Origin of the sequence: Aeromonas sp. 61P, from assembly GCF_051919545.1 — a bacterium.
In the GTDB taxonomy this organism is placed as follows: domain Bacteria; phylum Pseudomonadota; class Gammaproteobacteria; order Enterobacterales; family Aeromonadaceae; genus Aeromonas; species Aeromonas veronii.
The window spans coordinates 2,789,009-2,812,040 of sequence record NZ_JBQBEL010000001.1 but is presented as its reverse complement, the minus strand read 5'-3'; the positions used below and the strand labels follow the sequence as shown (position 1 = coordinate 2,812,040).

Below are 23,032 nucleotides of genomic sequence, written 5' to 3'. Positions count from 1 at the left end.
GTGCGAATGTAATTTTACTACAAATATTTTAGTGCGATGGCTACGCCACTTTACACCAGGTATCAGCTGAAACAGAAATATCACATTTTTAATGCAATGATTTTAAAGAATTTATTTCCAATCATGGAAATATGGTATTGGCAAGATATCTTTGCAGATCGCCAGCACATCCCCTGCCCTGTCATCAACCCCCTTAGGGGTATTTTTTGTTTTTTATTTCATCTTTGAATAACAATCCCGTGCCTTGCCGCACGATAAACAGAAGGGGCCACTCGGCCCCTTCCTTTACAGCAACAATCACGCCCAGTGATGGGCTCGCTTGGCCTTTTGCAGCTTCTCGTAAGCCGCCAGCAGCTTCTGGTGCAGCGGGAACTGGGAGAGCGACAGGTCGGCCGCCTCCAGCCCGTGGAAGCGTGCTTCGCCACTGGCGTTAGCCCATGCCTGTGCCAGCGTCTCTTCGCCATACATGCGAGTGAAGACGGCGCGATACTGCTCCGGATCCCGCTCCTCGTCGAGGAACAACTCGACGCAGGCACGCAGGGCGCGGTAGTAACTGGCACGCTCGGCAGTGAACACTGACTGGTTGAACTCCATGGTCCAATCGATGAGATCGAGAGCAGTCTCCAGCTCACCGGCGGCCAGCGCCAGCATGGCTTTCAGCTCGCCAACGCGCAGGGTGTGCAGCGCGGTACCCTTGGCAGCGGCGATGCCCAGCAGCTCGCGTACACGGGTACGCTCGTCGTGCCCCTCTTCATCCAGTTGATCAAACAACGCCATGTACTGCTCGGCATCCCAATCCAGTGATGGCAGTGCCAGGATCACTTCGCGCAGGTTGGCGCCCATGTTGTTGTTGGCCAGCAACAGATCTTCGGCCGGATAGATGTCGGACATGCCCGGCACCAGAATGCGGCAGGCGTAGACACCCAGATGCTCGTAGTCGGCGATATAGACCGGCTGCTCCAGCTCGTGGAAGATGCCGATCAGGTGATCGAACTCCTCCTGCGAGGTGCCACGGAAGTCCCAGTCGGCAAACTCGAAGTCCGCATCCTGCTTGAACAGATCCCAGCTGATAAGGCCCGAGGAGTCGATGAAGTGGGTCTCGAGGTTGTGGTGATCCGCCACCTGCTCGTTGTCGAATGACGGCGGCACAAACACGTCGAGATCCTTGAGACCGCGGCCCTGCAGCAGCTCGGTGACGGTCCGCTCGAAGGCCACTTCGAAGCGCGGGTGGGCACCGAAGGAGGCAAAGCAGGTGCCGTTGCTCGGGTTGAGCAGCACCACGCAGATGACTGGATAGCGGCCACCCAGAGAGGCATCGAAGCTGTAAATGGGGAAGCCTTCCGCTTCGAGCGCCGCGATGGAGGCGGCAATCCCCGGATAACGGGCAATGACCTCGTCCGGGATCAGCGGCAAGCTGATGGCCTCGGCGATGATCTTGTTCTTCACGTGGCGCTCGAACACCTCGGAGAGCGCCTGGGTGCGCGCTTCAGTCTTGGTGTTGCCAGCGCTCATGCCGTTGGAGACATAGAGGTTACCGATGATGTTCATCGGGATGTAGACGGTCTCGTGATCGGACTGACGCTCGAACGGCAGGGCGACGATACCGCGCTCTTCGTTGTTTGACTGCAGATCCACCAGCATGTCGGCGGTCACTTCACCGTCCGGGTTGTAGAACTTGCGGGTGAAGCTGTCGAGCAGACCGGCCGGGAACTGGTCACCCTCGATGGGGAACCACTTCTCGTTCGGGTAGTGAACGAAATCGCCGTTGGCGACCTGCTCGCCCAGATAGAAGTCGGCGAAGAAGTAGTTGGTGGAGAGACGCTCGAAATATTCGCCAAGGGCAGACGCGAGGGCCGCCTTCTTGCTGGCACCCTTGCCGTTGGTAAAGCAGAGGGCGCACTCTTTGTCGCGAATATGCACCGACCAGACGTTCGGCACGGGGTTGAGCCAGGAGGCCTCTTCAATATCAAAGCCCAAGGCTTGCAGCTTGGTCTGGAAGCGTTCGATGGAGTCTTCCAGCGCCGCGTCCTTGCCGGGAATAAAAGTGTGGTCAGTCATCACGATATCCTGATTTTTATTGGCTCATGTTCGGCCGCAGATAATAGCAGGGGTCGGCGGCTTTGGCAGGACAAAAATCAGTAAACAAGAATGAGTCGCACGGTGAGAAACCGGCTTGCCCCCTCTCCCCCGCCACAAACAGCGTGGGCCCGGGGATTGCCCGGGCCCGCTGGTTACGCGACGCGATAAACCGTCAGAGCTGCTTGCCCTGGCTCGCAATCACCTGGCTATACCAGTGGAAGCTCGCCTTCTTGATCCGGCGAAGGGAGCCCCCCTGCTCGTCACGCTCCACATAGACGAAGCCGTAGCGCTTCTGGTAGCCGTTGAGCCAGCTCAGGATGTCGGTGAACGACCAGGCGCAGTAGCCGAGCAATTCCACCCCATCCTGCATCGCCTCCTGGCACGCCTTGACGTGGCTGCGCAGGTAATCGATGCGGTACGCATCATTCACCTTGTCGCCCGCCTCCAGCTTGTCGAACTCGCCAAGACCGTTCTCGGTGATCATCAGCGGCAGACCATAACGGGAAGAGAGGCGACGCAGTGCGATGCGCATCCCGGTCGGGTCGATGGCCCAGTCCCAGTTGCTGGTTTCAAGGTGCGGATTGGGCGCCGTCTTGTAGAGGCCGGGGATGCCGCTGGACGGCGTAGTGCCTTTCTTGCCGGTGGTGTTGATCCGCTGCAGGGTCTGACCGCCCAAGGGGTTATCAGTGTAGGTCAGGGTGTAGTAATAGTTGACGCCGATGTAGTCGGGCGTCCCCTCTCGCAGCAGCTCCATATCGCCCGGCAGGATCTCCGGCGCCTCACCGTTTTCCCGCAAGTAAGCGAGCGCCGCCTGCGGATAGCGGCCAAAGCAGTAGGCATCCAGCCACCAGAGGTTGTTGAACTCCTCGGCGTTCTCGTAGGCCAGCATATCTTTCGGATCGCACGACGCCGGATAGGCAGGAGAGTAAGCAAAGCTCGGGCCGATGAGGCCATTTGGCACATGCTGGCGAAACGCCTTGATCACCCGGGCGTTGGCCAGAAACGCGATATGGTTGGCGGCAAAGAAGCGCTTGCGATCCTGCACAGCGGGCGGATGGGTGCCGAGCTGATAGGCGTTAGTCAGGTTGTAGTTCTGCTCGTTAAGCGACACCCAGTACTTCACCTTGCCGGCAAAGCGCTGATAGAGGGTCACGCAGTAGCGCTCGAAATCCTCGATAATGCGTCGGTCTTCCCAACCGCCGTACTCATCCTGCAGCGCCTGCGGCAGATCCCAGTGATAAAGGGTCAGTACCGGCTCGATCTGGTGGGCCAAGAGGGTGTCGATCAGCTTCTCGTAGAAGGCCAGACCCGCCTCGTTCACCTCCCCCCGACCGGTGGGATAGATGCGCGGCCAGCTCACCGAGAAGCGGTAAGCCTTGAGCCCCATCTCGGCCATCAGCGCCACGTCCTCTTCCATGCGGTGGTAGTGATCCACCGCCACATCGCCGTTGCTCCCCTCAAAGGTCTTGCCCGGCAGCTTGGTGAAGAGATCCCACACCGAGGGCCCCTTGCCATCGGCATTCCAGCCCCCCTCCACCTGATAGGCGGCGGAGGCGGCGCCCCACAGAAAATCGCTCGGGAAGTCGTTGAACTTGTGGTGATGCATCTGGTGTTGCTCCTTCTGCGCTGATGGTGTCAACCATCTCTGATAACTCGGCGCCCCCGTGCCGGGGCATCCGAAATGAATTGGCATAAGCATCCATCACTTCTAAAATTCCGTCCAATGACAAATTTGACCACTCAACATTCCCAACAGGAATGAAAGGAGCCCTGATGGAGCTACGGGATCTGAAAGCCTTCGTCACTCTGGGGGAGGTACTGCACTTCGGCCAGGCAGCGGTACGTCAACACGTTACCCAGTCGGCCCTGAGCAAACAGATCAGGCGGCTGGAGGAGGAGCTGGGCGGCGAGCTGTTCGAGCGCAACGCCAGTACCACTCGCCTCACCGGACTGGGCAGGGCGCTGTATGAGGATGCCCGCGCTGTGGTCATCCAGAGCGAGCAGCTCTCGCGCACCGCCCGCGACGTGCTGGCGGGCAATGTCGGCACCCTGCGCATCGGCTTTGGCGTGGCCACCAAGATCCTGGTGCCCGCCGCCATTGCCCGTTTTCGCGCCGAGCGGCCGCAAGTGACCATCGAGCTCAACGATCTCTCCACCCACCACCAGCTACTGGCGCTCAGTGAAGGCAAGCTGGATCTCGGTTTTTGCCGCCTGCCCGCCCCCAAGGGGTGGCACGCCCTGCCGGTGGTCGAAGCCCACTTTGTCGCCGTGCTGCCCGCCAGCTACCGCGATGTGAGGGCATTGGCGGATCTGGTAGACAAGCCGCTGGCGATCCTGCGTCGTGACAAGGCCCCGTCCTTTTACGATCACCTGATGAACTATCTGGCCCAGAGCGGGCTGCGTTTTCGCGATATCCAGTACGTCAACGATTTCGCCGCTGGCGTCGCCACCGCGGCGGCAGAGATCGCCTGGACTCTGGTCCCCTCCTCCACCACCATAGAGCACCCGGATGTACTCACCCTGTCCCTTAGAGATGGGGAAGCCTGCTGGACCATTGGCCTTATCCGTCCGCCCCACAGCAAGGGGCCCTTGATCGATGCCTTCTGGGCAACCATCGCCGATATGGCGCCAAGATAAACACGCCGTTGGCAAACAGCAGATGGCGGCCGCGCATCAACGATAGCGTTCGACGATACGCGCCAATTCGCCGCTTTGTCGCAGCTGTTGCAGGGCTCGGTTGAACTCGGTTATCCGGGTATTGAAGCGGGAGTGCTTGCCGATGCAGAGATTGAACGGGGTAGAGGCAAGCTGCAGCGGCACCTCGACCACCAACCCGGAGAGACCCAGTTGGTTGAGTTTGAAGCGTGCCACCAGTGGGTCTGTCACCATCAGGTCCCCCCGACCCGCCGCCAGCATTTTGAAGACATTATCGACATTGATGGTGTGATGAACGGTGAAGCCCGCCAGATTCTCCTTGCCCCAGCCGTTACCGAAATAGTCGAGAAAGGTAAGTGATTTGAAGTCGCTCAAGCGGCTGGCACGCTGAAAATCGGTCATCCGAGGGTGGCCAAGCCGGGTAAATACCGTCAAAACCGTCGTGGTAACGGGCTCCTCCACCACCAATGTGTAAGAGCGCCGCTCTCGGGTAGCGATGGTGACAAAACCATCGGCCTGCGCCATCCGCACCAGTTTCTGTGCCCGTTGCCACGGATAACCTTCATGGCGCACCCGCAGCCCCATCTGCGCCACTACCCGATCCATCACGTCGATCATCAGCCCGCGCATCTTGCCCTGTTCGTCACGCCACGAATATGGGGCAAAGTCGTCAAAGTAGACCAGCTTCAACTCGGCCGCTGGCGCCGCCCAGACACTCTGCCACATCAACAATCCCCACAGGATTGCGCTCCCCATACCAACACCCATGGCCGCGACTCCATCCACTCCTGCCAACTCTGAGCCTAGTGCAAAGCGGGCCGCGGTAAGGTTCAGGATCCAGTGGAAAAAGTGACCTGCAAAAAGAGAGGGGAAGCAGTGGCTTCCCCTCTCTCGTTCGTTTGTCAACACGCCACCTTACCGATGGCTGTCACGGCTTGCCGGTTACGCCAGCTCGGCCCGCAGCGCCCTGGTGGCATCGACCATCACCTTGAGGGCGGCCTCTGTCTCTTCCCAGCCGCGGGTCTTGAGGCCGCAATCCGGGTTGACCCAGAGCCGCTCGGCCGGGATCTGTTTGGCGGCCTTGCGCAGCAACCCCTCAATCCAGCTCTGGCTCGGCACATTTGGCGAGTGGATGTCGTAGACGCCCGGGCCAATCTCGTTGGGGTAGTTGAAGCGCTCGAACGCTTCGAGCAGCTGCATCTGGCTGCGGCTGGTCTCGATGGTGATCACATCCGCATCCAGCGCCGCTACCGCCTCGATGATGAGGTTGAAGTCGCTGTAGCACATATGGGTGTGGATCTGGGTGCTATCCGCCACCGGACTGGCACTCAGACGGAAGGCACGCACCGCCCAGTCGAGATAGGCCTGATGATCCTGCTTGCGCAGCGGCAACCCTTCGCGGATCGCCGGTTCATCGATCTGGATGATCTTGATGCCAGCGGCTTCCAAATCTGCCACCTCGTCGCGAATGGCGAGGCCAATCTGCAGGGCGGATTGCTCGCGGCTCACGTCTTCGCGCGGGAAGGACCAGCAGAGGATGGTCACGGGGCCAGTCAGCATCCCCTTCACCGGCTTGTCGGTCAGGCTCTGGGCAAACTTTGTCCACGCCAGGGTCATGGGGGTCGGGCGGTCGATATCGCGGGTGATCACCGGCGGCTTGACGCAGCGGGAGCCATAGCTCTGTACCCAGCCGAAACGGGTGATGGCAAAGCCATCCAGCAGCTCACCGAAATACTCCACCATGTCATTGCGCTCGGCCTCGCCGTGCACCAGCACGTCCAGCCCGATGGCCTCCTGACGCGCGATGGCATCGCGGATCTCTGCCTTAATACCCGCCTCGTAGGCACTGTCATCGATGCGACCGGCGCGCCAATCCTGCCGCAATACCCGGATCTGCGAGGTCTGCGGGAAGGAGCCGATGGTGGTGGTCGGCAACAGCGGCAGTTTGAGATCCGAGCGCTGCAGCTCGGCCCTGACCGGATAGGGGCTGTGGCGATCAAAATCGCTGTTGGTGAGGCTGGCGAGCCGTGACTGCACCGCTTTTTTGTGCACCCGGCTGTCGGACTCCCGATCCACGATGGGCTGGCTGTAGGCGGTGATTTTGTCGAGCTCGCCCCCATCCAGATACTCTCTGAGCAGTCCCAACTCGAAACATTTTTGCAAGGCGAAGGCGAACCAGCTGCGGGTCTGGGGATCCAGCTCCTGCTCCAGGGTCAAATCCACCGGGCTGTGCAGCAATGAGCAGGAGGAGGCCACCCAGAGCCGCTCGCCGAGTCTGGCTTTCAGTGCCTTCAGAGTCGGCGCCAGCTTGGCCAGATTGGCACGCCAGACGTTACGGCCGTTGATCACCCCGGCTGAGATGACCCACTGGGCGGGCAGATGCGGCACCAGGGTCTCCAGCTGCTCGGGGGCAGCCACCAGATCCAGATGCAAGCCATCCACTTTCAGGCTGGTGATGATGTCGCGCTGATGGGCCACCGAGCCGAAATAGGTGGTGAGCAGCAGCTTGCAAGGGCCCGCAAGGCGCTCGTAGGCGTTGAGATAGGCCAGCCGCCACTCGTCCGGCAGGTCCAGCGTCAGCGCAGGTTCATCGATCTGTACCCACTCCACCCCTTGGGCGGCCAGTTTGGCCAGGATCTCCTGATAGACGATGAGCAGGCGATCGAGCAGTTCAAGGCGGGAGAAGCCGCTCTCTTTCTCCTTGCCAAGCCACAGATAAGAGACCGGCCCCAGCAGCACCGCCTTGACCGGCAGCCCCAGCGCTTTGGCCTCTTCCACCTCGTCAAACAGCTGGCTCCAGCCCAGCTTGAAGCGCTGATCACGGCTGAATTCCGGCACCAGATAGTGATAGTTGGTGTTGAACCATTTGGTCATCTCGGCGGCGGCCGCCGCCGGGCCGGTCGGCGCACGGCCGCGGGCCACCCGGAACAGGGTGTCGAGATCGGTCTCGCCATGGCGGTGACGGGCAGGCACCGCATCCACCAGCAGGCTGGTACCGAGCACCTGATCGTACCAGGCGAAGTCGCCCACCGGCAGCAGATTGACCCCGGCGCCGTGCTGGGCCTGCCAGTGGCGCTCACGCAGCGTCTTGCCCACGGCAACGAGTTCGGCCTGAGTGGTCTCACCACGCCAGTAGGATTCGAGGGCAAATTTCAGCTCGCGCTTGGCGCCGATACGGGGGAAGCCCAGGGTGTGTGCTCGTGTCATAGGTTCATTTCCTTATGCTCATTCATCTGATGGGAAACTGGATGATTTAGCCATCCAGATGTTTACACATCCAAAATGACAAGATAAGGTGACGCTGGCTATTGAATCCTCTTCAACTGGCTCTCAAATAATCCTCAACTGACCGCCAGTCAGGTTCACCGCGAGGATACAGAGGCCGATTTTTACAGGTGCAAGAGGTGCCGGAGCCATGAAGCGCAGCAGGCCACCGCCGACCGTAACCTCAGCGCCATACGCAATCTCACAAGGAGCCATCTTATGGCAGTGCCAAGCAATGCAGGGATAGAGATCAAACACTTGAAAACATTGACCGCGCTGGCCGAGCAGGGCTCGCTGGCCGGTGCGGCGCTGACCCTCAACCTTACCCAGTCCGCCCTCTCCCACCAGCTCAAAGAGCTGGAGACCCGCCTCAATCTGGAGCTCTACCTGCGCAAAAGCCGCCCGCTGGTACTGACCGCGGCCGGCAGCCAGCTGCTCGCCCTCGCCCGTCAGGTGTTGCCTGCGCTATCCCAGACCGAGAAACAGCTGCAGGCCCTGCAGAGCGGCGATGCGGGCAGGCTGCATCTGGCGCTCGATTGCCACAGTTGCATCCAGTGGCTGTTGCCGCTGTTGCCCGATTTTCGCCGCCAGTGGCCTGGGGTGGATCTGGAGGTGGAGTCGGTGCCGGGCTTTGATGCCATCAATGCCCTGCTCGGCGGCCAGCTCGATCTGCTGCTCACCTCGGACGTGCAGGCCCGCGGCGATCTCCACTTCGAGCCGCTGTTTGCCTTCGATCTGACTCTGGTGATGGCGCCGGATCATCCCCTCTGCCACCAGAGCCGCATCGAGCCGGGCGATCTGGGGCCGGAGGTGCTGCTGGTCTATCCGGTGGAGCGCAGCCGCATGGATATCTTCAGCCGCTTTTTGCAACCCGCCGGGGTGGAGCCCGCCCGCTGCAAGCCGGTGGACAACACTTCTGTGATGCTGCAGATGGCCGCCGCCGGCCTCGGCGTCGCCGCCCTGCCGCGCTGGGCCAGCGACGAGTTTGTCAGACAGGGGATGCTCTGCGCCCGTCCCCTAGGGAGCGGTATTCGTCGCCATATGTATGGCGCGGTGCGGGCCGCCGACCGGGATCAAGCCTGCCTGCAGAGCCTGTTCGAGCGCATTCGCCGCAAGATGGAGGGATAGCCCTCCTCAGCGGGGCTGACCGACCTCTGCCAGCAGTGCAGGCAACTGCGCCTTGATAAAGTCGATGAGGGCCCTGACCGCCGGTGACAGACCGCGCCGCGCGGGATAGAGCATCACCAGCTTGCCATCTTTGGGACGCCACTCGGGCAGCAGTTGTTGCAGCCGCCCATCCTCCAGCTCATTGACGCAGGCGTAAAGTGGCAAGCCCACCATCCCGAGCCCCGCCAGCGCCGCCTGTTTGAGGGTTTGCACATTGTCGCTGCGCAGCAGCACATTGACCGCCACCTCCTCACTCTCCCCACTGTCGTGCCGCAGCCGCAGCAGATCGGCCTGACGCTCCAGCGAGCTGAAAAGCAGGGCATCCTCTCCTTCCAGCTGCCGTGGATGCGCCAGCTCATTGTGGCGCGAGAGCCACACCGGGGTCGCCAGCACGCCCCACTGCACCGTGCAGAGCGGCACCTGCACCAGACTGGAGGGGGCCTGCTCGAAGGCCACCCCGCGGATCACCACATCCAGCCCCTCCTCCAGCAGATCCACCTGCCGATTGCTGGCTTGCACGGCGAGCCTCACCTTGGGGTATTGCGCCATAAAAACGGGCAACAAGCGGGCAAGCAGCGCATCGGCAATCGTAATGGGCACGCTGATGCGCACCAGACCGCTCGGCTCCTGCTGCCGTTGCCGCACAGCCGCCTCTCCGGCCTGCGCTTCGGCCAACATCGCCTGACAGTGGCGATAGAGCACCTCACCGGCATCGGTCAGGCTGAGTTGGCGCGAGGTACGTTGCAGCAGCCGGGTATCCAGCCGCTCCTCCAGCAGCCGGATCCGGCGCGAGATCCGCGACTTGGGCACGCCAAGCGCCCGCGCGGCGGCAGTGAATCCCTGTCGCTGCACCACATGGGTGAAGAGATAGAGATCATTCAAATCAAGTTCCAGTGGTGTCATCGGGCAGCCTTGGTCAGGGTGAGGTGCATTCACATCGTTCCACCAATAGAACGATAAGAACCTATTTCACCAGATTGTCGCCATTTTTGCAGCCATCATAATGGCCCTGTCCCCATCAGACGGTTGCTGCGCGGGCAATCCGCCCCACCAGCAAGGGCCGTTTGACTGTTCCAATATCACAAGGAGTTCACCATGAAACTGCGACAAATCTGCTCTGCCACCCTGCTCGGTCTGGCGACCCTGACCACCACGCTGGCCACCACAGCGACACCGGCCATGGCCGCCGAGGCTGCCAGCCATCCGACTGTATCACCCAACCGCTATCTGGAGATGCTCTCCCGAGACAATGCGGTACTGCTGCTGGTCGACCATCAGGTCGGCTTGCTGAGCGGCGTGCGCGACACCACGGTGGGCGAGCTCAAGCACAACGTGGTGGCGCTGGCCAACGCCGCCCGCGCCCTCGGCGTGCCGGTGATCGTGACCGCGACCATGCCCGATGGCATGTGGGGCCCCACCATGCCTGAACTGACCAGTGCCCTGCCGGATGTGAAGGTGATCAACCGCACCGTCATCAACGCCTGGGACGATCCCGCCGTGCGCGCCGCCATTGAGAAGACCGGCCGCAAACAACTGATCATCGCCGGGGTATCCCTCGAGATCTGCGCCAGCTTCCCGGCCCTCTCTGCCAAGGCTGCCGGCTATGATGCCCGGGTGGTGCTCGATGCCTCCGGCACCTTCAACGAAGCCAAGCGCACCACTGGGCTGCAACGCTTGCTGGGGGCCGGTATCCCGGTCACCGACTACGCCTCCGCCGCGGTCGAGATGCTGCGCAGCAACGTCGACCCCAAGGCGCACGATGTCTACAGCGCCCTCGACATTCCTTTCGCCACCCTGGTGTGGCAGATGCAAGAGGGTGCCAAGAAGTCGTAACTCGCCCCGCCTTCGGTCAGATGGCCGAAGGCATCTTTTGTCTTCAAGAGGTTATATCGATGACCAGACGCCTGACTCTCTCCGCCCCCGTCAAGGGCCAACCGCTGCGCATTGGCTGCGGCTTTGCAGCCAGCCATTTTGGCGAACACTTTTTCAACGGTCTGATAGACCCCTTGGTGATGGTGGATCACTTCCAGATGACCGCCCCCACCTTCGAGCCCCATCCCCACGCCGGGATCTCTGCCGTCACCTATCTGTTAGAGGATTCGACGAGTCCCCACGTCAACTACGACTCCCTCGGCAATCAGGGCCCCATCGAACCGGGCGCGCTCCACTGGCTGGCGGCCGGGCGCGGGGCCGTACATACCGAGCAGCCGGAAGGGGCATCCCCCTATGTCCACGCCCTGCAGATCTTCGTCAACCTGCCTGCCCGTCAAAAGATGATGTCGCCTTTTGCCGTCCACGCAGCCGCTGCCACCATCCCCGAGTTTCATGGCGAAGGGGTGCGAATACGGGTGGTCGCAGGCCACAGCAACGGGATAACGGCACCGCACTCGGTAGAACTGCCCCAACCCTTTACCCTGCTCGATGGCCATTGCGCGCCCGGCAGCCGCTTCACCCATCTGCTGGCGGCAGGCTGGAATGCCATGATCTATCCCCTGACCGGATCGCTGACCCTGCAGGCGGAGGGTGAGCGGCACCTCATCCCGGCAGGTCACGGGATGGGTGTCAGCCTCTCTGCCGATGGCGGCGAGGCGGTGGCTCTGCAACTGGAGGCCACCGAGCCCTGCCACTTCGTGCTGCTCTCAGGCCAGGCGCTCAATGAACCCCTGGTCAAACATGGCCCCTTCGTGATGAATAGCCACGACGCCATTGCAGATCGGCTGCATGCCTATCAGCGCGGCGAATTTGGTCAGCTCAACGATGAGTGGCTGCGCAACGGCCAATATCGGCCATGAGCACGCTCGCTGGCCACCAGCCACAAAGCACGCGCTGGCCTCTGGTCTTCCTCGCCATTTTTGCCGGTGCCAGCGGCGCCCTCTGCCTTGGCAAAGTGCCCGCCGTACTCGGCATACTGCGCAGCGAGCTGGGGCTGACACTGGTCGAAGCCAGCTATCTCGCCTCGGCTTTCAATACGCTGGCGATCCTCTTCAGCCTCTTTCTCGGCCTGCTGCTGACTCGCTGGAGTGGGCGGCAAACCGGGGTTGTCGGGCTGCTGGTTATCGTCACAGGCGGTGCGTTGGCGCTGCCCGCCACCGGGCTGGCCATGATGCTGCTGTCGCGCATTGTCGAGGGGATTGGCTTTTTGCTGATCTCGGTGGCCATGCCCGCCTTTATCGTGGCGGTGACCCGGGAGGAGGATAAACGGCTGGCCATAAGCCTGTGGGCAGTCAACCTGCCCCTTGGTGCGGCGGCCGGCATGCTGCTCACCCCCTGGCTCACGGCGCAAGGTGGCTGGCGCCTGGCCTGGCTGCTCCTGATGATCCCGCAACTCTCTGCCCTGCTGCTTCTGCTCGCCAGTCGCTCGGCAGATGGGCTGCGGGTCGGGGGGCCTCAAAGCGCGGCTAACGCAGGCCACCCGCTGCGCCAGCTCACGGTGCTCCGGCAGAAGGCACTCTGGCGCTACGGGTTGGCGTTCACGCTCTACAGCCTGATGCTATGGGCGCTCTTTGTCTGGCTGCCGACCATGTTGCAAGGCAGCCCCGGGATTAGCCAAAGCCAGATCGCCCTGCTTTCGGCGCTGGCGGTGGTCGCCAATATTCCCGGCAACCTGATGGGGGCATGGCTGCTGCGCCGGGGCGTGGCACGAGATCGGCTCATCAGCTGGGCACTGGGTCTGATGGCGCTGTCCGGCATGCTCGCCTTCTGGCCCGGCCTGTCGCCGTGGTGGGCCTATGGATTGTGCCTCGTCCTCTCCCTTTCGGGTGGCATGGCGCCGCCGGCGATCCTCTCGTCTGCGCAGGGAGTGAGTCAGGGGCCGGTGCAACTGGCCATCGTGCAGGGCTTTTTTGTCCAGCTCGCCAACTTCGGTCAGCTGCTTGGCCCCCTGTTGCTGGCGGCCCTGATGACGGACAGCGGCCATTGGGGGAGCGCTCGCTGGCTCTTTCTGGGCGGCTTGCTGCTGGTCGCGCTACTCTATGCCGCGGGCCACCAGCCGGGCTCAAGCATGGCTGCAAAACAGGCTCGATCGCATTCGCGGCAAGATGAAAGGTGACGAATAGAGAGGGAAACATCACAGTTATCGCAGGGAATACTGGCCGGACAAGAGGCTGTTCAGTATGTTAACTGTTTAATCATGCTTAACGGTAGCCACCATGTCTCAAGTCGATCTCAATCTCTTTCGCGTCCTCGATGCGGTGATCCGCTATGGTGGTGTCACCACGGCCGCCGAGATGATGGAGATGACCCCCTCGGCCATCAGCCAGGCCATCAGCCGCCTGACCAGCCTGGTGGGCGAGCCGCTGTTTGTCCGCCAGGGACGCGGCATCACCCCCACGGCGCGAGCGCTCAGCCTGCACCACGAGATCATGGTGCCGCTGCACGACATGGAGCGCAGCCTGCAGCGCACTGATCTCTTTGATCCCCAGACCAGTCGGCGCACCTTTCGCATCGCGGGGGTGCCCGATATCGATATCTTCTTCCTGCCGGAGCTCAACAACCTGCTGCAGACCCAAGCCCCCAACTGTCAGCTGGAGTGGAACACCCAGGTGCAGGACGAAGCCCTGCGCCAGAACAGCCTCTATCTGCACAGCGTGGATCTGGTGCTGGCCACCAAGCCGATGGCGGAGCAGGGGATCGAAAACGAGCAGATTATGTCCCAGGCCCTGCGCATCGCCTGCCGCAAGGATCATCCCAGGATCCGCCAGGCTCCCGACATGGCCACCTTCTTCAACGAAAAGCACGTAGTATTGCAAACCAGGCGGCTCGACAGCTTGCTGCTCAACACCCTGACCAAGGCGCCGCTGCCGCCGCGCCAGATTGCCTACGAGAGCGACTCCCTGCTCACCGCCCTTCATCTGGTGAGTCGTACCGACTGGCTCTGCGTCGCCAGCCAGTGGCACATGGAGAAGCTGGGGCAGGCGCTGGATCTGGCCAGCTATCCCCTCCCCTGGCTCTCGGAGGATTGCCCCGTCTACATGAGTTGGCACAAGAGCTCCGGTCAGGATACCGGGCTTAATTGGCTCAAAGATCAGGTGCGGGCCGTCAGTTCGTTTTAAGTATGCTTAACAGTCAAGCATGCCCATCTCCTCATCCGGGCTATCGCTCTTCTCGACAAACCGCCTTATGGATAATCCCCCTTCAGGATAATCGGGGGCCTTTTCTCAACCATTAAGGCGCAGCTCATGACGACATCGTCGTGCCGAAGTAGCTGCGCAGCGCCTCCACCACCCGTCGCACCTTCTCCGGGATCTCCCGCTGCGGCGTGATGGCGTGGATCTCCATCGGTGCCACCCGAAAACCGGGCAGCAGTTCGAGCAGACGCCCCTGCGCCAGATCCTCGCCAATCTCCCCCTCCGGTTGCAGCGAGATCCCCTGCCCCGCCAGCGCAAACTGGCGCAAGGGCAACACGTTATTGCAGAGCACCTTGGCCTTGAACCTCACCCTGTGTTCGCCACCCTTTTCATCCTGCAGCAGCAAACCGTTGCCCAGCATGTCGCCGCAGAGCCAGTCGTGGGTGGCCAGATCGGCGGGCATGCGCGGCGTCCCCTTGCGCGCCAGATAGGCGGGAGCGGCGCAGAGCAGCATCCGGGTTTGCCCCAGTTTGCGGGCCACCAGGGTCGAGTCAGGCAAGGTGCCGACCCGCAGCGCCACGTCGATCCGCTCGGCAATCAGATCCCGCTTCTCGTCGTCGGCGATGATCTGGATGGTGAGGCCGGGATGGGCCTGCAACAGCGGCGAGAGGGCCAGAGCCAGCGGCTGGCCCGCCATCCCCACCGGGGCAGTGATCCGCACTTCCCCGAGCAGGGCGTCGCGCACCTCCGAGAGGCGCAGCTCGGTCTCGCTGAGGGTCTGCTGCAACGCCCGGCACCCTTGCCATACCACCTCTCCCGCCTCGGTCAGACTGAGACGACGGGTGGAGCGATGGAGCAGGGGCAGTCCGAGCAGGCTTTCGAGCTGGCTGATATGCTGACTGACGGCGGAGGGGGTCATGCCAAGGGATTTGGCCGCCCCTGTCATGCTGCCCGCTTCCACCACGGCGGCGAAGATGGCGTAACGTCTGAGCTGTTCCATTATTAAATCCAGCTTATAAGTGAATGCATTTTTGAGGTGATTATTAAATCATAAATGGCGGCGTAGGATAGCCCCATTCCAACAGTGAAGGAGAGTTCCCCATGAAGATTGCCCTGATCGGTGCCAGCGGTTTTGTCGGTTCAGCCATCCTGAACGAGGCCATCAGCCGCGGCCATCACGTCACCGCCATCGTACGCGATGTCAGCAAGGTGGCCGCCCATCCGCAGGTCACCGCCGTGGCGGTAGATGCCCAAAACCCGCAGGCATTGGCAGAGGTGCTCAAGGGGCACGATCGGGTGATCAGCGCCTACAACCCGGGCTGGACCACACCGGATATCTACGACCAGTACCTCAAGGGCGCCAACGCGATCGTCGCAGCAGCCAAAGCGGCCAACAGCTGGCTGCTGGTAGTAGGTGGCGCCGGCAGTCTGGAGGTTGCCCCCGGCGTGCAACTGGTGGATACCCCTGAGTTTCCGGCCGAGTGGAAACAGGGGGCGCTGGCGGCCCGCGACGGTCTCACCGCCCTGCGTCATGAAACCACCCTCGACTGGCGCTTTGTCTCTCCCCCGGTGTTCCTCGAACCGGGCGAGAAGCGCGGCGGCTATCGGATTGGTGGCGATCAGGTGCTGTTCAGCGGCGAACAGCCTGCCGGGATCACCGCCGGTGATCTGGCTGACGGTGTGCTGAACGAGGTGGAAAAACCGGCTCACCAGCGCCAGCGCTTTACCCTGGGTTACTGAGAGCCAGCAATCGGTTAAGGCCAGAATGTACGGTCACTCGCCTGTGCTTTCGGTCAGGTGAAAAACCGCTCAACCAGAAGGGAGGCATCCGCCTCCCTTCTGTTTTGGCCATTTTCTGTTTTGGTCATTTTCTGTTTTGGTCATTTTTGCCACTGGCAGCTTGCCTCTGGTTATCACTCTCCCCCTCATCGTTGCCCCTTTACCCCGCAATGGCTGAGCAAAAAACCTTCAGCCCATCAGCTTCCGAATTCCATTTCGAATTTTGTATATAACTAAGAATAATTTTTGTTTCCGTCTTGTAACACCGAACAGTAGCATCCCCTTTATCCCAGATGGCGCCACACTATCGCGCCATCCCGTTTGCCGCTTATCAGGTCTGCCAACAGCGGAGGCAGTGCAAGAGATGGCGCAAGAGATAACGAAAGAGTGAGGAGGTGCACATGGAACATTCACCACTGCCGATCATCGATCTGGCTGCCCTCAACGGGGCGCCCGAGGTACGTCGCCCTATGCTGGCCAGGCTGGCCGCAGCCGCCCGCGACGTCGGCTTTTTCTATCTGGTCGGCCACGGCTTGAGCAAGGTTGAGATGCTAGAGAACCTGGCGCTGGCAGAGCGCTTCTTTGCTCTGCCGGAGCAGGAGAAGCTGGCAGTGCAGATGGTCAACAGCCCCCACTTTCGCGGCTACAACCGGGTCGGTGCCGAGCTGACCCGAGCGCGGCCGGATCTGCGGGAGCAGTTCGATATCATGAATGAGGCGCAAGCCCTGCCTGCGGCCCTGATCCGTGAACCATGGCAGCGGCTGATCGGCCCCAACCAGTGGCCGACCGCCCTGCCAGAGATGAAAGCCCATCTGCTGGCGTGGCAGGATCGGCTGAGCGACATCACCCTCACCCTGCTGGCCGCTTTTGCCGAGGTGCTGGAGCAACCGGCCCAAGTGTTTGACGACAGCATCCGCGGCGCCCCCTACCAGCACATGAAGCTCATTCATTACCCGGGGCAAGAGGCGGGCGGCAGCAGTCAGGGGGTTGGTGCTCACAAGGATCCCGGCTACCTGACGCTGGTGATGCAGGACAATCATTCGGGGCTTGAGGTCGAGACGGCCGACGGCTGGATCTCCGCACCGCCCCTGCCGGGAGCACTGGTGGTCAATATCGGCGAGCTGTTGGAGCTGGCCTCCAACGGCTATCTCAAGGCGACCCTGCATCGGGTGGTAAGCCCGCCGCCCGGTGTCTCGCGCCTATCCTGCGCCTTCTTTATGGCGGCGCGGCTCGATGCCACCGTGCCACTTCTCAGCCTCTCCCCCGCGCTGGCAGCGCAGGCGCAAGGGCCGGAGAGTGACCCGACCAACCCGCTCTTCTATCAGGTGGGGGAGAACGTGCTCAAGGGGCGGCTGCGCTCCCACCCTGATGTGGCGGCGCGGCACTATGGGCCGGTGGAACCAACTCGCCTCCCGCGCACAGAGAGCGAAGCGATACCGGCCTAAGCAGCGCAGAGATCCGCAGCCGGGTATATGCACAAGCCACAAGCCGCATGCACATACCCGCGCTGACAAAAACAACAAGCAACGAACAACAAAACAAGTCATGGCCAGAGCCTGGCCATCACGGAGAAACACGATGAAATTCAAGACCATGAGCGTACACAGCGGCCAGCGGATCGATCCCCAGACCGGCGCCCTCACCACCCCGCTCTACCAGAGCAGCACCTTCAGCTACTTCAACGCCCAGGCGGGCAAGGAGCGCTTTGCAGGTCAGGCCCCCGGCTTTATCTACAGCCGCTTTGGCAACCCCACCACCGCCGAGCTGGAGCAGAAACTGGCGGCGCTTGAAGGTGCCGATGAAGCGCTGGTGGTGGCGAGCGGCATGGCAGCGGTGAGCGCCATCATGTATGCCCTGGCCGACAGCGGCGATGAGGTGGCCTATATCGGCCCGCTCTACGGCGGCACCGATGCCTTCTTGAAGCAGACCTTCAGCCGCGCAGGCATCAAGGTCACCGCCTACGAGAGCGATCGCGATCTGCTGGCCAATATCCGCCCTGCCACCAAGGTGGTACTGTTCGAAACCCTGACCAACCCCACCCTCAAGGTGGTGGATCCGCGGCTGGTGGTGGAAGCGGCCCGCAAGGTGGGCGCCATCACAGTGTGTGACAACACCTTCCTCACCCCCTACCTGCTGCGCCCGCTGGAGCTCGGGGTCGATGTAGTGATGCACAGCGGCACCAAATATCTGGGCGGCCACGGCGACATCATCGCCGGGGTGGTAGCGGGATCTCACGCCCTGATGAAGATCCGCACCGTGGCCCTCAAGCATATCGGCTCCCCCATCGGCCCGCAGGAGGCCTACCTGCTGCAGCGCGGGGTCAAAACCCTGCCGCTGCGGATGGATGCCCACCTGCACAATGCCCAGAAAGTGGCCGAGTTTCTGGCCGCCCATCCGGCGGTGAAGAAAGTGATCTACCCGGGGCTTGCCAATCATCCGGGCCACGATGCCCTCGGCGCCTTCGCCAGCGGCTTTGGCGGCATGGTGAGTATTGAACTTGAAGGCGGGTTTGAGCGCTGTGCCACCCTGCTCGATAACCTGCAACTGTTCGTGCAGGCGGTGAGTCTGGGGGATCTCGAGAGTCTGGCCTGCCATCCGGCTAGCACCACCCACGCCGCCATGGACGAGGCGAGCCGCCTCGCCGCCGGGGTCAACGACGACCTCATCCGCTTCAGCATCGGGGTGGAAGATGCGGACGATCTGATCGCCGATCTGGCCGCCGCGCTGGCGCAGATCTAACCGGGCGCACTTTTTACTCGCCGACAAAACAGCGGCGAGTAATATGCCTCAAACACAACAACGGCCCATCAAGGGCCGTTGTTGTTTGTTGCGCTATGGAAAGACGGAATTTACTCCTCCCACACCACCACCTGGGATGAGGGCCAGCGATCCCCGACCTGGGCGTACTTTTGCTCCAGCAGGTGACGCTTGATCTTCATGGTGGGAGTCAGCACGCCGTTCTCGATATTCCAGGGGGTTTTCACCACCAGAATACCGCGAATTTTGGCATGGGATTCCAGCTGATCGTTGACCCGCACCCGCGCCGCTTCCAGTCTGGCGTTGACCTCCTCCCGATTGCCCTTCATGGCACTCTCGGCCAGCTGCACCAGTGCAATGGGCTGGGGCATGCCGTAACCAATCACGCAGAGCTGTTCGATAATGGGCTCCTGCCCCAGCAGCCCCTCGATGGGCACAGGCGCCACATACTTGCCCTTGGCGGTCTTGAACACATCCTTCATCCGGCCGGTGATGGTGAGATAACCCTCCTTGTCCAGCTTGCCCATATCGCCGGTGTGGAGCCACCCCTCGGTATCGATGGCCTCGGCGCTGTGCTCGGGATCCTTGTAGTAACCCAGCATCATCCCTTCGCAGCGGCAGAGGATCTCCCCCTCGTCGGAGATCTTGATGGTCACCCCAATCCCCGCCTTGCCGACGGTGCCGATCTTGTCGGCGCGGAACGGGTAGTTGATGGTGGAGTAGGCGTGGTTCTCGGTCATGCCCCAGGCTTCAGTCACCTTGAGGCCGATGCTCAGATACCACTCAAGCAGCGCAGGGGAGACAGGCGCGGAGCCGCAGCCGAGTACCCGGGCCTGATCCAGCCCCAGCCCCTTTTGCAGCTTGCGTTTGATAAGGCCGGAGATAAGCGGGATCTTGAGCAGCAACGCCAGTTTGTTCTGGGGCAGCTTCTCGTGGATCTTGATGCGGAACATGGCCCACAGCCGTGGCACCGAGATAAAGACGGTGGGACGGCAGCGTTTGACATCTTCGATAAAGGTGTCGAGGGATTCAGGGAACGCGATGGTAGCGCCGCCATAGAGGCTGCCGCCGTAGATGTAGACCCGCTCGGTAATGTGGGCCAGCGGCAGGTAGGAGAAGCCCCGATCGGCCTGGCTCAGGCTCACCGTCTCCACCAGCTTCTCGCAGGACCAGGCGTAACGCTCAACGCTCAGCATGGCCCCTTTCGGCTTGCCGGTACTGCCGGAGGTGTAGACCAGACTCAGCAGGGAGTCAGGGGCCTGCACCGGGCTGTCAGGGATCGGCTCATGCGCCTCCAGCAGATCGTCCCACTGGTGGCTGGCTGGCATGGTGTCATAGGGGAAGGCGATGCGCAGCAGATCGGCGGGGACGCCCGCCTCCTGACTCTTCCAGTCATCCAGCTTGCCGACGAAGATAGCTTTGGCCTCGCTATGGCGCAGCACATATTCGATGGTATCGACGTTGGCAGTCGGGTAGATGGGCACGCTCACGTATTGCCCCATCTGCATCGCCAGATCGGCGATAAACCACTGGGCGCAATTCTTGGAGAGCAGCGCCACCTTGTCACCGGCCACCAGACCGAGGTGACGCAAGGCCGTCACCATCCGCCGCGCTTCATCGGCCACTTCACCCCAGGTGAAATCGACATATTCGCGGTTGATGGTTTGACGCAGGTAGGTTCGATCAGGACACTGCCGCTCCCAGTGATAGAGCATCTCGAGCGGCAGTTTATTGGCAATGCGTGAGGAGGAGGCCATAGTTTAATCCCTGAAACAAAAGGCGAAACTTATTATTAACCTTTCACTAACTTCAGGGGAAGAATAAACTCAAACTTCAGTTTGAATTGTGTATCCGATCAAGCTTCTGCGTCTTGTTGCAAACGACTCCACATCGCCTGCACCAGTTTTTCATCCTCTTCAGATAGCTCACCTTGCAAGATCGCCTCGTTGAGGCTGCGCAGCACATAGCTCTTGACGTCCCGCACCAGGGTCTTGCCTTCCAGCTCGGCCCGGGCAACGGCCAATGAGATATGACCTCGCAGGTAACCCCCCGCAAACAGCTCATCGTCGGTCGCGGTGGCAACCATGCTGTCGATCAGTCCCAACAACTTGTGCTCAAAATCGTGAATCGTCATGTAACGCAGCCTCATTTGCGGCAAAAAATTCGGGAGTATGGAACCGCAATCCGGTTGATTGCAGCTCTCTGGCGCCAGGCCAGCAGCGTCCTTGGCGTCCTATTCCGGGTTGGCCACCGGGTAGATGACCTGATCCTTGTATCCCGTGGTTATTCGCAGATAACCACGCAACGCCCGGTTTAATTCGGGATCATCGGTGTCCACCAGCAGCGGCCTGCCCGCAAGGGCGGCAAGCTTGGCTTTGGTTGCCAGCACCTGGATATTGTCCAGCCCGACACACCGAATCACCTCAGGACTCAATTGCTGATTTCCGCGCCCGAACAGATGTCCCTGTCCGCCGATCAGGGTAATGATCAGTCGGCAGCGACGGCCGCGGATCCGGGTCAGGATCTCGGCGGCGCTGAGATCCTGCCCGATAAGTCGGCCATTTTCCACCAGATCCACACCGAGCAAAGTATTTTCCAGACCGAGCTCAGCCATACAGGCTGCCACCGTGCTGCCGGACCCCATCAGATAGAGGGTATCGGGCTCCATCTGCTCCACCACACCGGCGGCGAGATCAGCCAACACCAGCTCTTCGGACTCCTTGCCCCCCTGTTTTACCGCCTGTACGTAACGCAGATCACCGGGCACCTTCAGCTGGCCGTAGTGGCGGGCCCGCACCTTGCCCGCGCGAAACGCCTCCTCGTCGATGTCGCGCACCTCGGCATCGATCAGGCTGAGCAGTTCACCGGCGATCATCCGCGCCACCACCCGCCCGCTGGCAGCGGGCGTCACCCCGTAGACGCCGGAGTGGATCTTGCACCCCGCGGGAATGCCGAGCACATGGCAAGACTCCCCCACCGCGGCGCAGATATCCCGCGCCGTGCCATCGCCACCGGCAAACAGCAGCAGATCGACCCCAGCTTCGCGCATCAACTCGGCGGCGTGGCGGGTATCGTCAGCCGAGGTGCTCTCCCCGACCGGTTGATAGATGACCCGACAGGGCAACCCCAGCTCGCGGGCCACCGCCTCCCCCATCTCTCCCGCCACCGTCAGCAGTTCGAACGGGACATTCAGCTCGCACAGTGGCAACAGAGCTTGCCGCGCCCGCTCCTGCGCTTTGGGCACAGCGCCTCGGGCAAGCGCCTCGGCAACCACACCGTCACTGCCCTTGAGCCCCACTGCGCCGCCAATCCCGGCGACCGGATTAATAATGAACCCTAATCGAAACATGCCTGCCTCCCTTGCGATAGCCACCATTTTTATCTTTTCCCCCCTCTGGGACAAGCAGTGGCGCCCCTGCTAGAATGCGCTGCTTCAATTTTCCAACCAATTTTCAACCAAGGTTCAATCATGCTGGAATGGGTTCTTGATCCCTCTGCCTGGGTCGCACTCGCCACCCTTACCCTGCTCGAGATCGTGCTGGGCATCGACAACATCATCTTTATCTCCATCCTGGTAGGTCGCCTGCCGGAGGCGCAGCGTCAAAAAGCGCGTATTCTGGGTCTGGGGCTCGCCATGGGTACCCGGATCCTGCTGCTGCTCTCGCTGGCCTGGGTGATGCGCCTCACCGATCCGCTCTTCACCGTGCTGGGTGAAGCCATCTCCGGCCGCGACCTGATCCTGCTGCTGGGGGGCCTGTTCCTCATCGGCAAGAGTGCCCACGAGATCCACGTCACCCTGGAAGGGGCGGCCGAGCCGGAGAGCGTCAGCAAAGCGGCCTCGGGCTTTATCAGCACCCTGATCCAGATCGCCATCCTCGATATCGTGTTCAGCCTCGACTCGGTGATCACCGCGGTCGGCATGGCCGATCACGTGCCGGTGATGGTGCTGGCCATCATGATTGCCGTCTTCATCATGATGTTTGCCGCCAAATCCATCGGTGATTTCGTCGACAGCCACCCCACCATCAAGATGCTGGCCCTCTCCTTCCTCACCCTGGTGGGTTTCGCCCTGATGGCCGAGGGGATGGATCTGCATATTCCGAAGGGCTACATCTACTTCGCCATGGCCTTCTCGCTGGTGGTGGAGATGATCAACATTCGCCTGCGCAGCCATCACGACAATAACGGGCAAAATAGCGCGCAGTAACCCTGCCCCACATGCCCTCGCGACCCCAGCTGTCGCGATCAAAAAGAGCGCCGATCGG

At 61.6% G+C, this 23,032-nt stretch carries 19 protein-coding genes; 10 read left to right on the top strand and 9 right to left on the bottom strand.

From position 1 onward, the window contains the following. Window positions 1-297: 297 nt before the first annotated feature. Together ycaO and ACTG2O_RS13315 are read right to left on the bottom strand one after the other, a co-directional pair. Window positions 298-2,058 carry a 30S ribosomal protein S12 methylthiotransferase accessory factor YcaO gene (gene ycaO / locus ACTG2O_RS13320; RefSeq protein WP_064335887.1) on the bottom strand — a complete coding sequence of 587 codons (1,761 nt, stop codon included), beginning with the start codon at window positions 2,056-2,058 and terminating at the stop codon, window positions 298-300. A 193-nt stretch (window positions 2,059-2,251) separates the two neighbouring features. Beyond that, the gene (locus ACTG2O_RS13315; protein ID WP_064337774.1) at window positions 2,252-3,685 is read right to left on the bottom strand and encodes a glycoside hydrolase family 1 protein; all 1,434 of its coding nucleotides are present in this window, start codon (window positions 3,683-3,685) and stop codon (window positions 2,252-2,254) included. 167 nt (window positions 3,686-3,852) lie between these two features. Here ACTG2O_RS13315 and ACTG2O_RS13310 point away from each other — a divergent pair, with 167 nt between their 5' ends. Continuing rightward, window positions 3,853-4,716, top strand: a complete 864-nt coding sequence (locus tag ACTG2O_RS13310) for a LysR substrate-binding domain-containing protein (RefSeq protein WP_439975994.1) — start codon at window positions 3,853-3,855, stop codon at window positions 4,714-4,716. 36 nt (window positions 4,717-4,752) lie between these two features. On the opposite strand, the gene ACTG2O_RS13305 is transcribed toward ACTG2O_RS13310, so the two are convergent. Both ACTG2O_RS13305 and metE read right to left on the bottom strand, forming a co-directional pair. Next, on the bottom strand, window positions 4,753-5,502 hold the full coding sequence (locus ACTG2O_RS13305) for a substrate-binding periplasmic protein (RefSeq protein ID WP_439975992.1): 750 nt from the start codon (window positions 5,500-5,502) through the stop codon (window positions 4,753-4,755). Between the two features lie 174 nt (window positions 5,503-5,676). Continuing rightward, window positions 5,677-7,941: a 5-methyltetrahydropteroyltriglutamate--homocysteine S-methyltransferase gene (gene metE / locus ACTG2O_RS13300; protein ID WP_439975990.1), complete on the bottom strand. Its 2,265-nt coding sequence runs from the start codon at window positions 7,939-7,941 to the stop codon at window positions 5,677-5,679. Window positions 7,942-8,217: 276 nt separating this feature from the next. On the opposite strand from metE, the gene ACTG2O_RS13295 reads away from it, so the two are divergent. Continuing rightward, window positions 8,218-9,126 carry a LysR substrate-binding domain-containing protein gene (locus tag ACTG2O_RS13295; protein ID WP_216955403.1) on the top strand — a complete coding sequence of 303 codons (909 nt, stop codon included), beginning with the start codon at window positions 8,218-8,220 and terminating at the stop codon, window positions 9,124-9,126. Window positions 9,127-9,132: 6 nt separating this feature from the next. Here ACTG2O_RS13295 and ACTG2O_RS13290 read toward each other — a convergent pair whose 3' ends face one another. Continuing rightward, on the bottom strand, window positions 9,133-10,068 hold the full coding sequence (locus tag ACTG2O_RS13290) for a LysR substrate-binding domain-containing protein (RefSeq protein WP_439975987.1): 936 nt from the start codon (window positions 10,066-10,068) through the stop codon (window positions 9,133-9,135). 192 nt (window positions 10,069-10,260) lie between these two features. Here ACTG2O_RS13290 and ACTG2O_RS13285 point away from each other — a divergent pair, with 192 nt between their 5' ends. The 4 genes from ACTG2O_RS13285 to ACTG2O_RS13270 all read left to right on the top strand — a co-directional run bounded on the left by ACTG2O_RS13285 (window position 10,261) and on the right by ACTG2O_RS13270 (window position 14,216). Next, window positions 10,261-10,998 carry an isochorismatase family protein gene (locus ACTG2O_RS13285; protein ID WP_429034877.1) on the top strand — a complete coding sequence of 246 codons (738 nt, stop codon included), beginning with the start codon at window positions 10,261-10,263 and terminating at the stop codon, window positions 10,996-10,998. 59 nt (window positions 10,999-11,057) lie between these two features. Further along, a complete protein-coding gene (locus ACTG2O_RS13280; RefSeq protein ID WP_439975985.1) occupies window positions 11,058-11,957 on the top strand; it encodes a pirin family protein in 900 nt (299 codons plus the stop codon). Further along, on the top strand, window positions 11,954-13,213 hold the full coding sequence (locus ACTG2O_RS13275; protein ID WP_439975983.1) for an MFS transporter: 1,260 nt from the start codon (window positions 11,954-11,956) through the stop codon (window positions 13,211-13,213). The genes ACTG2O_RS13280 and ACTG2O_RS13275 overlap by 4 nt, the downstream gene beginning before the upstream one ends. A 100-nt stretch (window positions 13,214-13,313) precedes the next feature. Further along, on the top strand, window positions 13,314-14,216 hold the full coding sequence (locus ACTG2O_RS13270) for a LysR family transcriptional regulator (protein ID WP_013723653.1): 903 nt from the start codon (window positions 13,314-13,316) through the stop codon (window positions 14,214-14,216). Between the two features lie 124 nt (window positions 14,217-14,340). Here the strand turns inward: ACTG2O_RS13270 and ACTG2O_RS13265 are convergent, their stop codons facing one another. Beyond that, window positions 14,341-15,231, bottom strand: a complete 891-nt coding sequence (locus ACTG2O_RS13265; RefSeq protein WP_005333634.1) for a LysR family transcriptional regulator — start codon at window positions 15,229-15,231, stop codon at window positions 14,341-14,343. A gap of 101 nt (window positions 15,232-15,332) precedes the next feature. Here ACTG2O_RS13265 and ACTG2O_RS13260 point away from each other — a divergent pair, with 101 nt between their 5' ends. The 3 genes from ACTG2O_RS13260 to ACTG2O_RS13250 all read left to right on the top strand — a co-directional run bounded on the left by ACTG2O_RS13260 (window position 15,333) and on the right by ACTG2O_RS13250 (window position 18,749). After that, entirely contained in the window at window positions 15,333-15,971 is a 639-nt protein-coding gene (locus ACTG2O_RS13260) for an NAD(P)-dependent oxidoreductase (RefSeq protein WP_115521834.1), read from the top strand. 440 nt (window positions 15,972-16,411) lie between these two features. Then, window positions 16,412-17,455 (top strand): isopenicillin N synthase family dioxygenase, encoded by a 1,044-nt coding sequence (locus ACTG2O_RS13255; protein WP_439975981.1) that lies wholly within the window; start codon window positions 16,412-16,414, stop codon window positions 17,453-17,455. 133 nt (window positions 17,456-17,588) lie between these two features. Further along, on the top strand, window positions 17,589-18,749 hold the full coding sequence (locus ACTG2O_RS13250) for a trans-sulfuration enzyme family protein (protein ID WP_439975979.1): 1,161 nt from the start codon (window positions 17,589-17,591) through the stop codon (window positions 18,747-18,749). A 110-nt stretch (window positions 18,750-18,859) separates the two neighbouring features. Here ACTG2O_RS13250 and ACTG2O_RS13245 read toward each other — a convergent pair whose 3' ends face one another. From ACTG2O_RS13245 to ACTG2O_RS13235, 3 genes are all read right to left on the bottom strand, one after another. Next, window positions 18,860-20,524: an AMP-binding protein gene (locus ACTG2O_RS13245; RefSeq protein WP_058056944.1), complete on the bottom strand. Its 1,665-nt coding sequence runs from the start codon at window positions 20,522-20,524 to the stop codon at window positions 18,860-18,862. A gap of 98 nt (window positions 20,525-20,622) precedes the next feature. Beyond that, a complete protein-coding gene (locus ACTG2O_RS13240) occupies window positions 20,623-20,901 on the bottom strand; it encodes a YfcL family protein (RefSeq protein WP_005333639.1) in 279 nt (92 codons plus the stop codon). Window positions 20,902-21,000: 99 nt separating this feature from the next. Then, window positions 21,001-22,116 (bottom strand): ATP-NAD kinase family protein, encoded by a 1,116-nt coding sequence (locus tag ACTG2O_RS13235; protein WP_429038684.1) that lies wholly within the window; start codon window positions 22,114-22,116, stop codon window positions 21,001-21,003. 120 nt (window positions 22,117-22,236) lie between these two features. Between ACTG2O_RS13235 and ACTG2O_RS13230 the strand changes: the two genes are divergently transcribed. Beyond that, a complete protein-coding gene (locus ACTG2O_RS13230; protein ID WP_005333641.1) occupies window positions 22,237-22,974 on the top strand; it encodes a TerC family protein in 738 nt (245 codons plus the stop codon). Window positions 22,975-23,032: the final 58 nt, after the last annotated feature.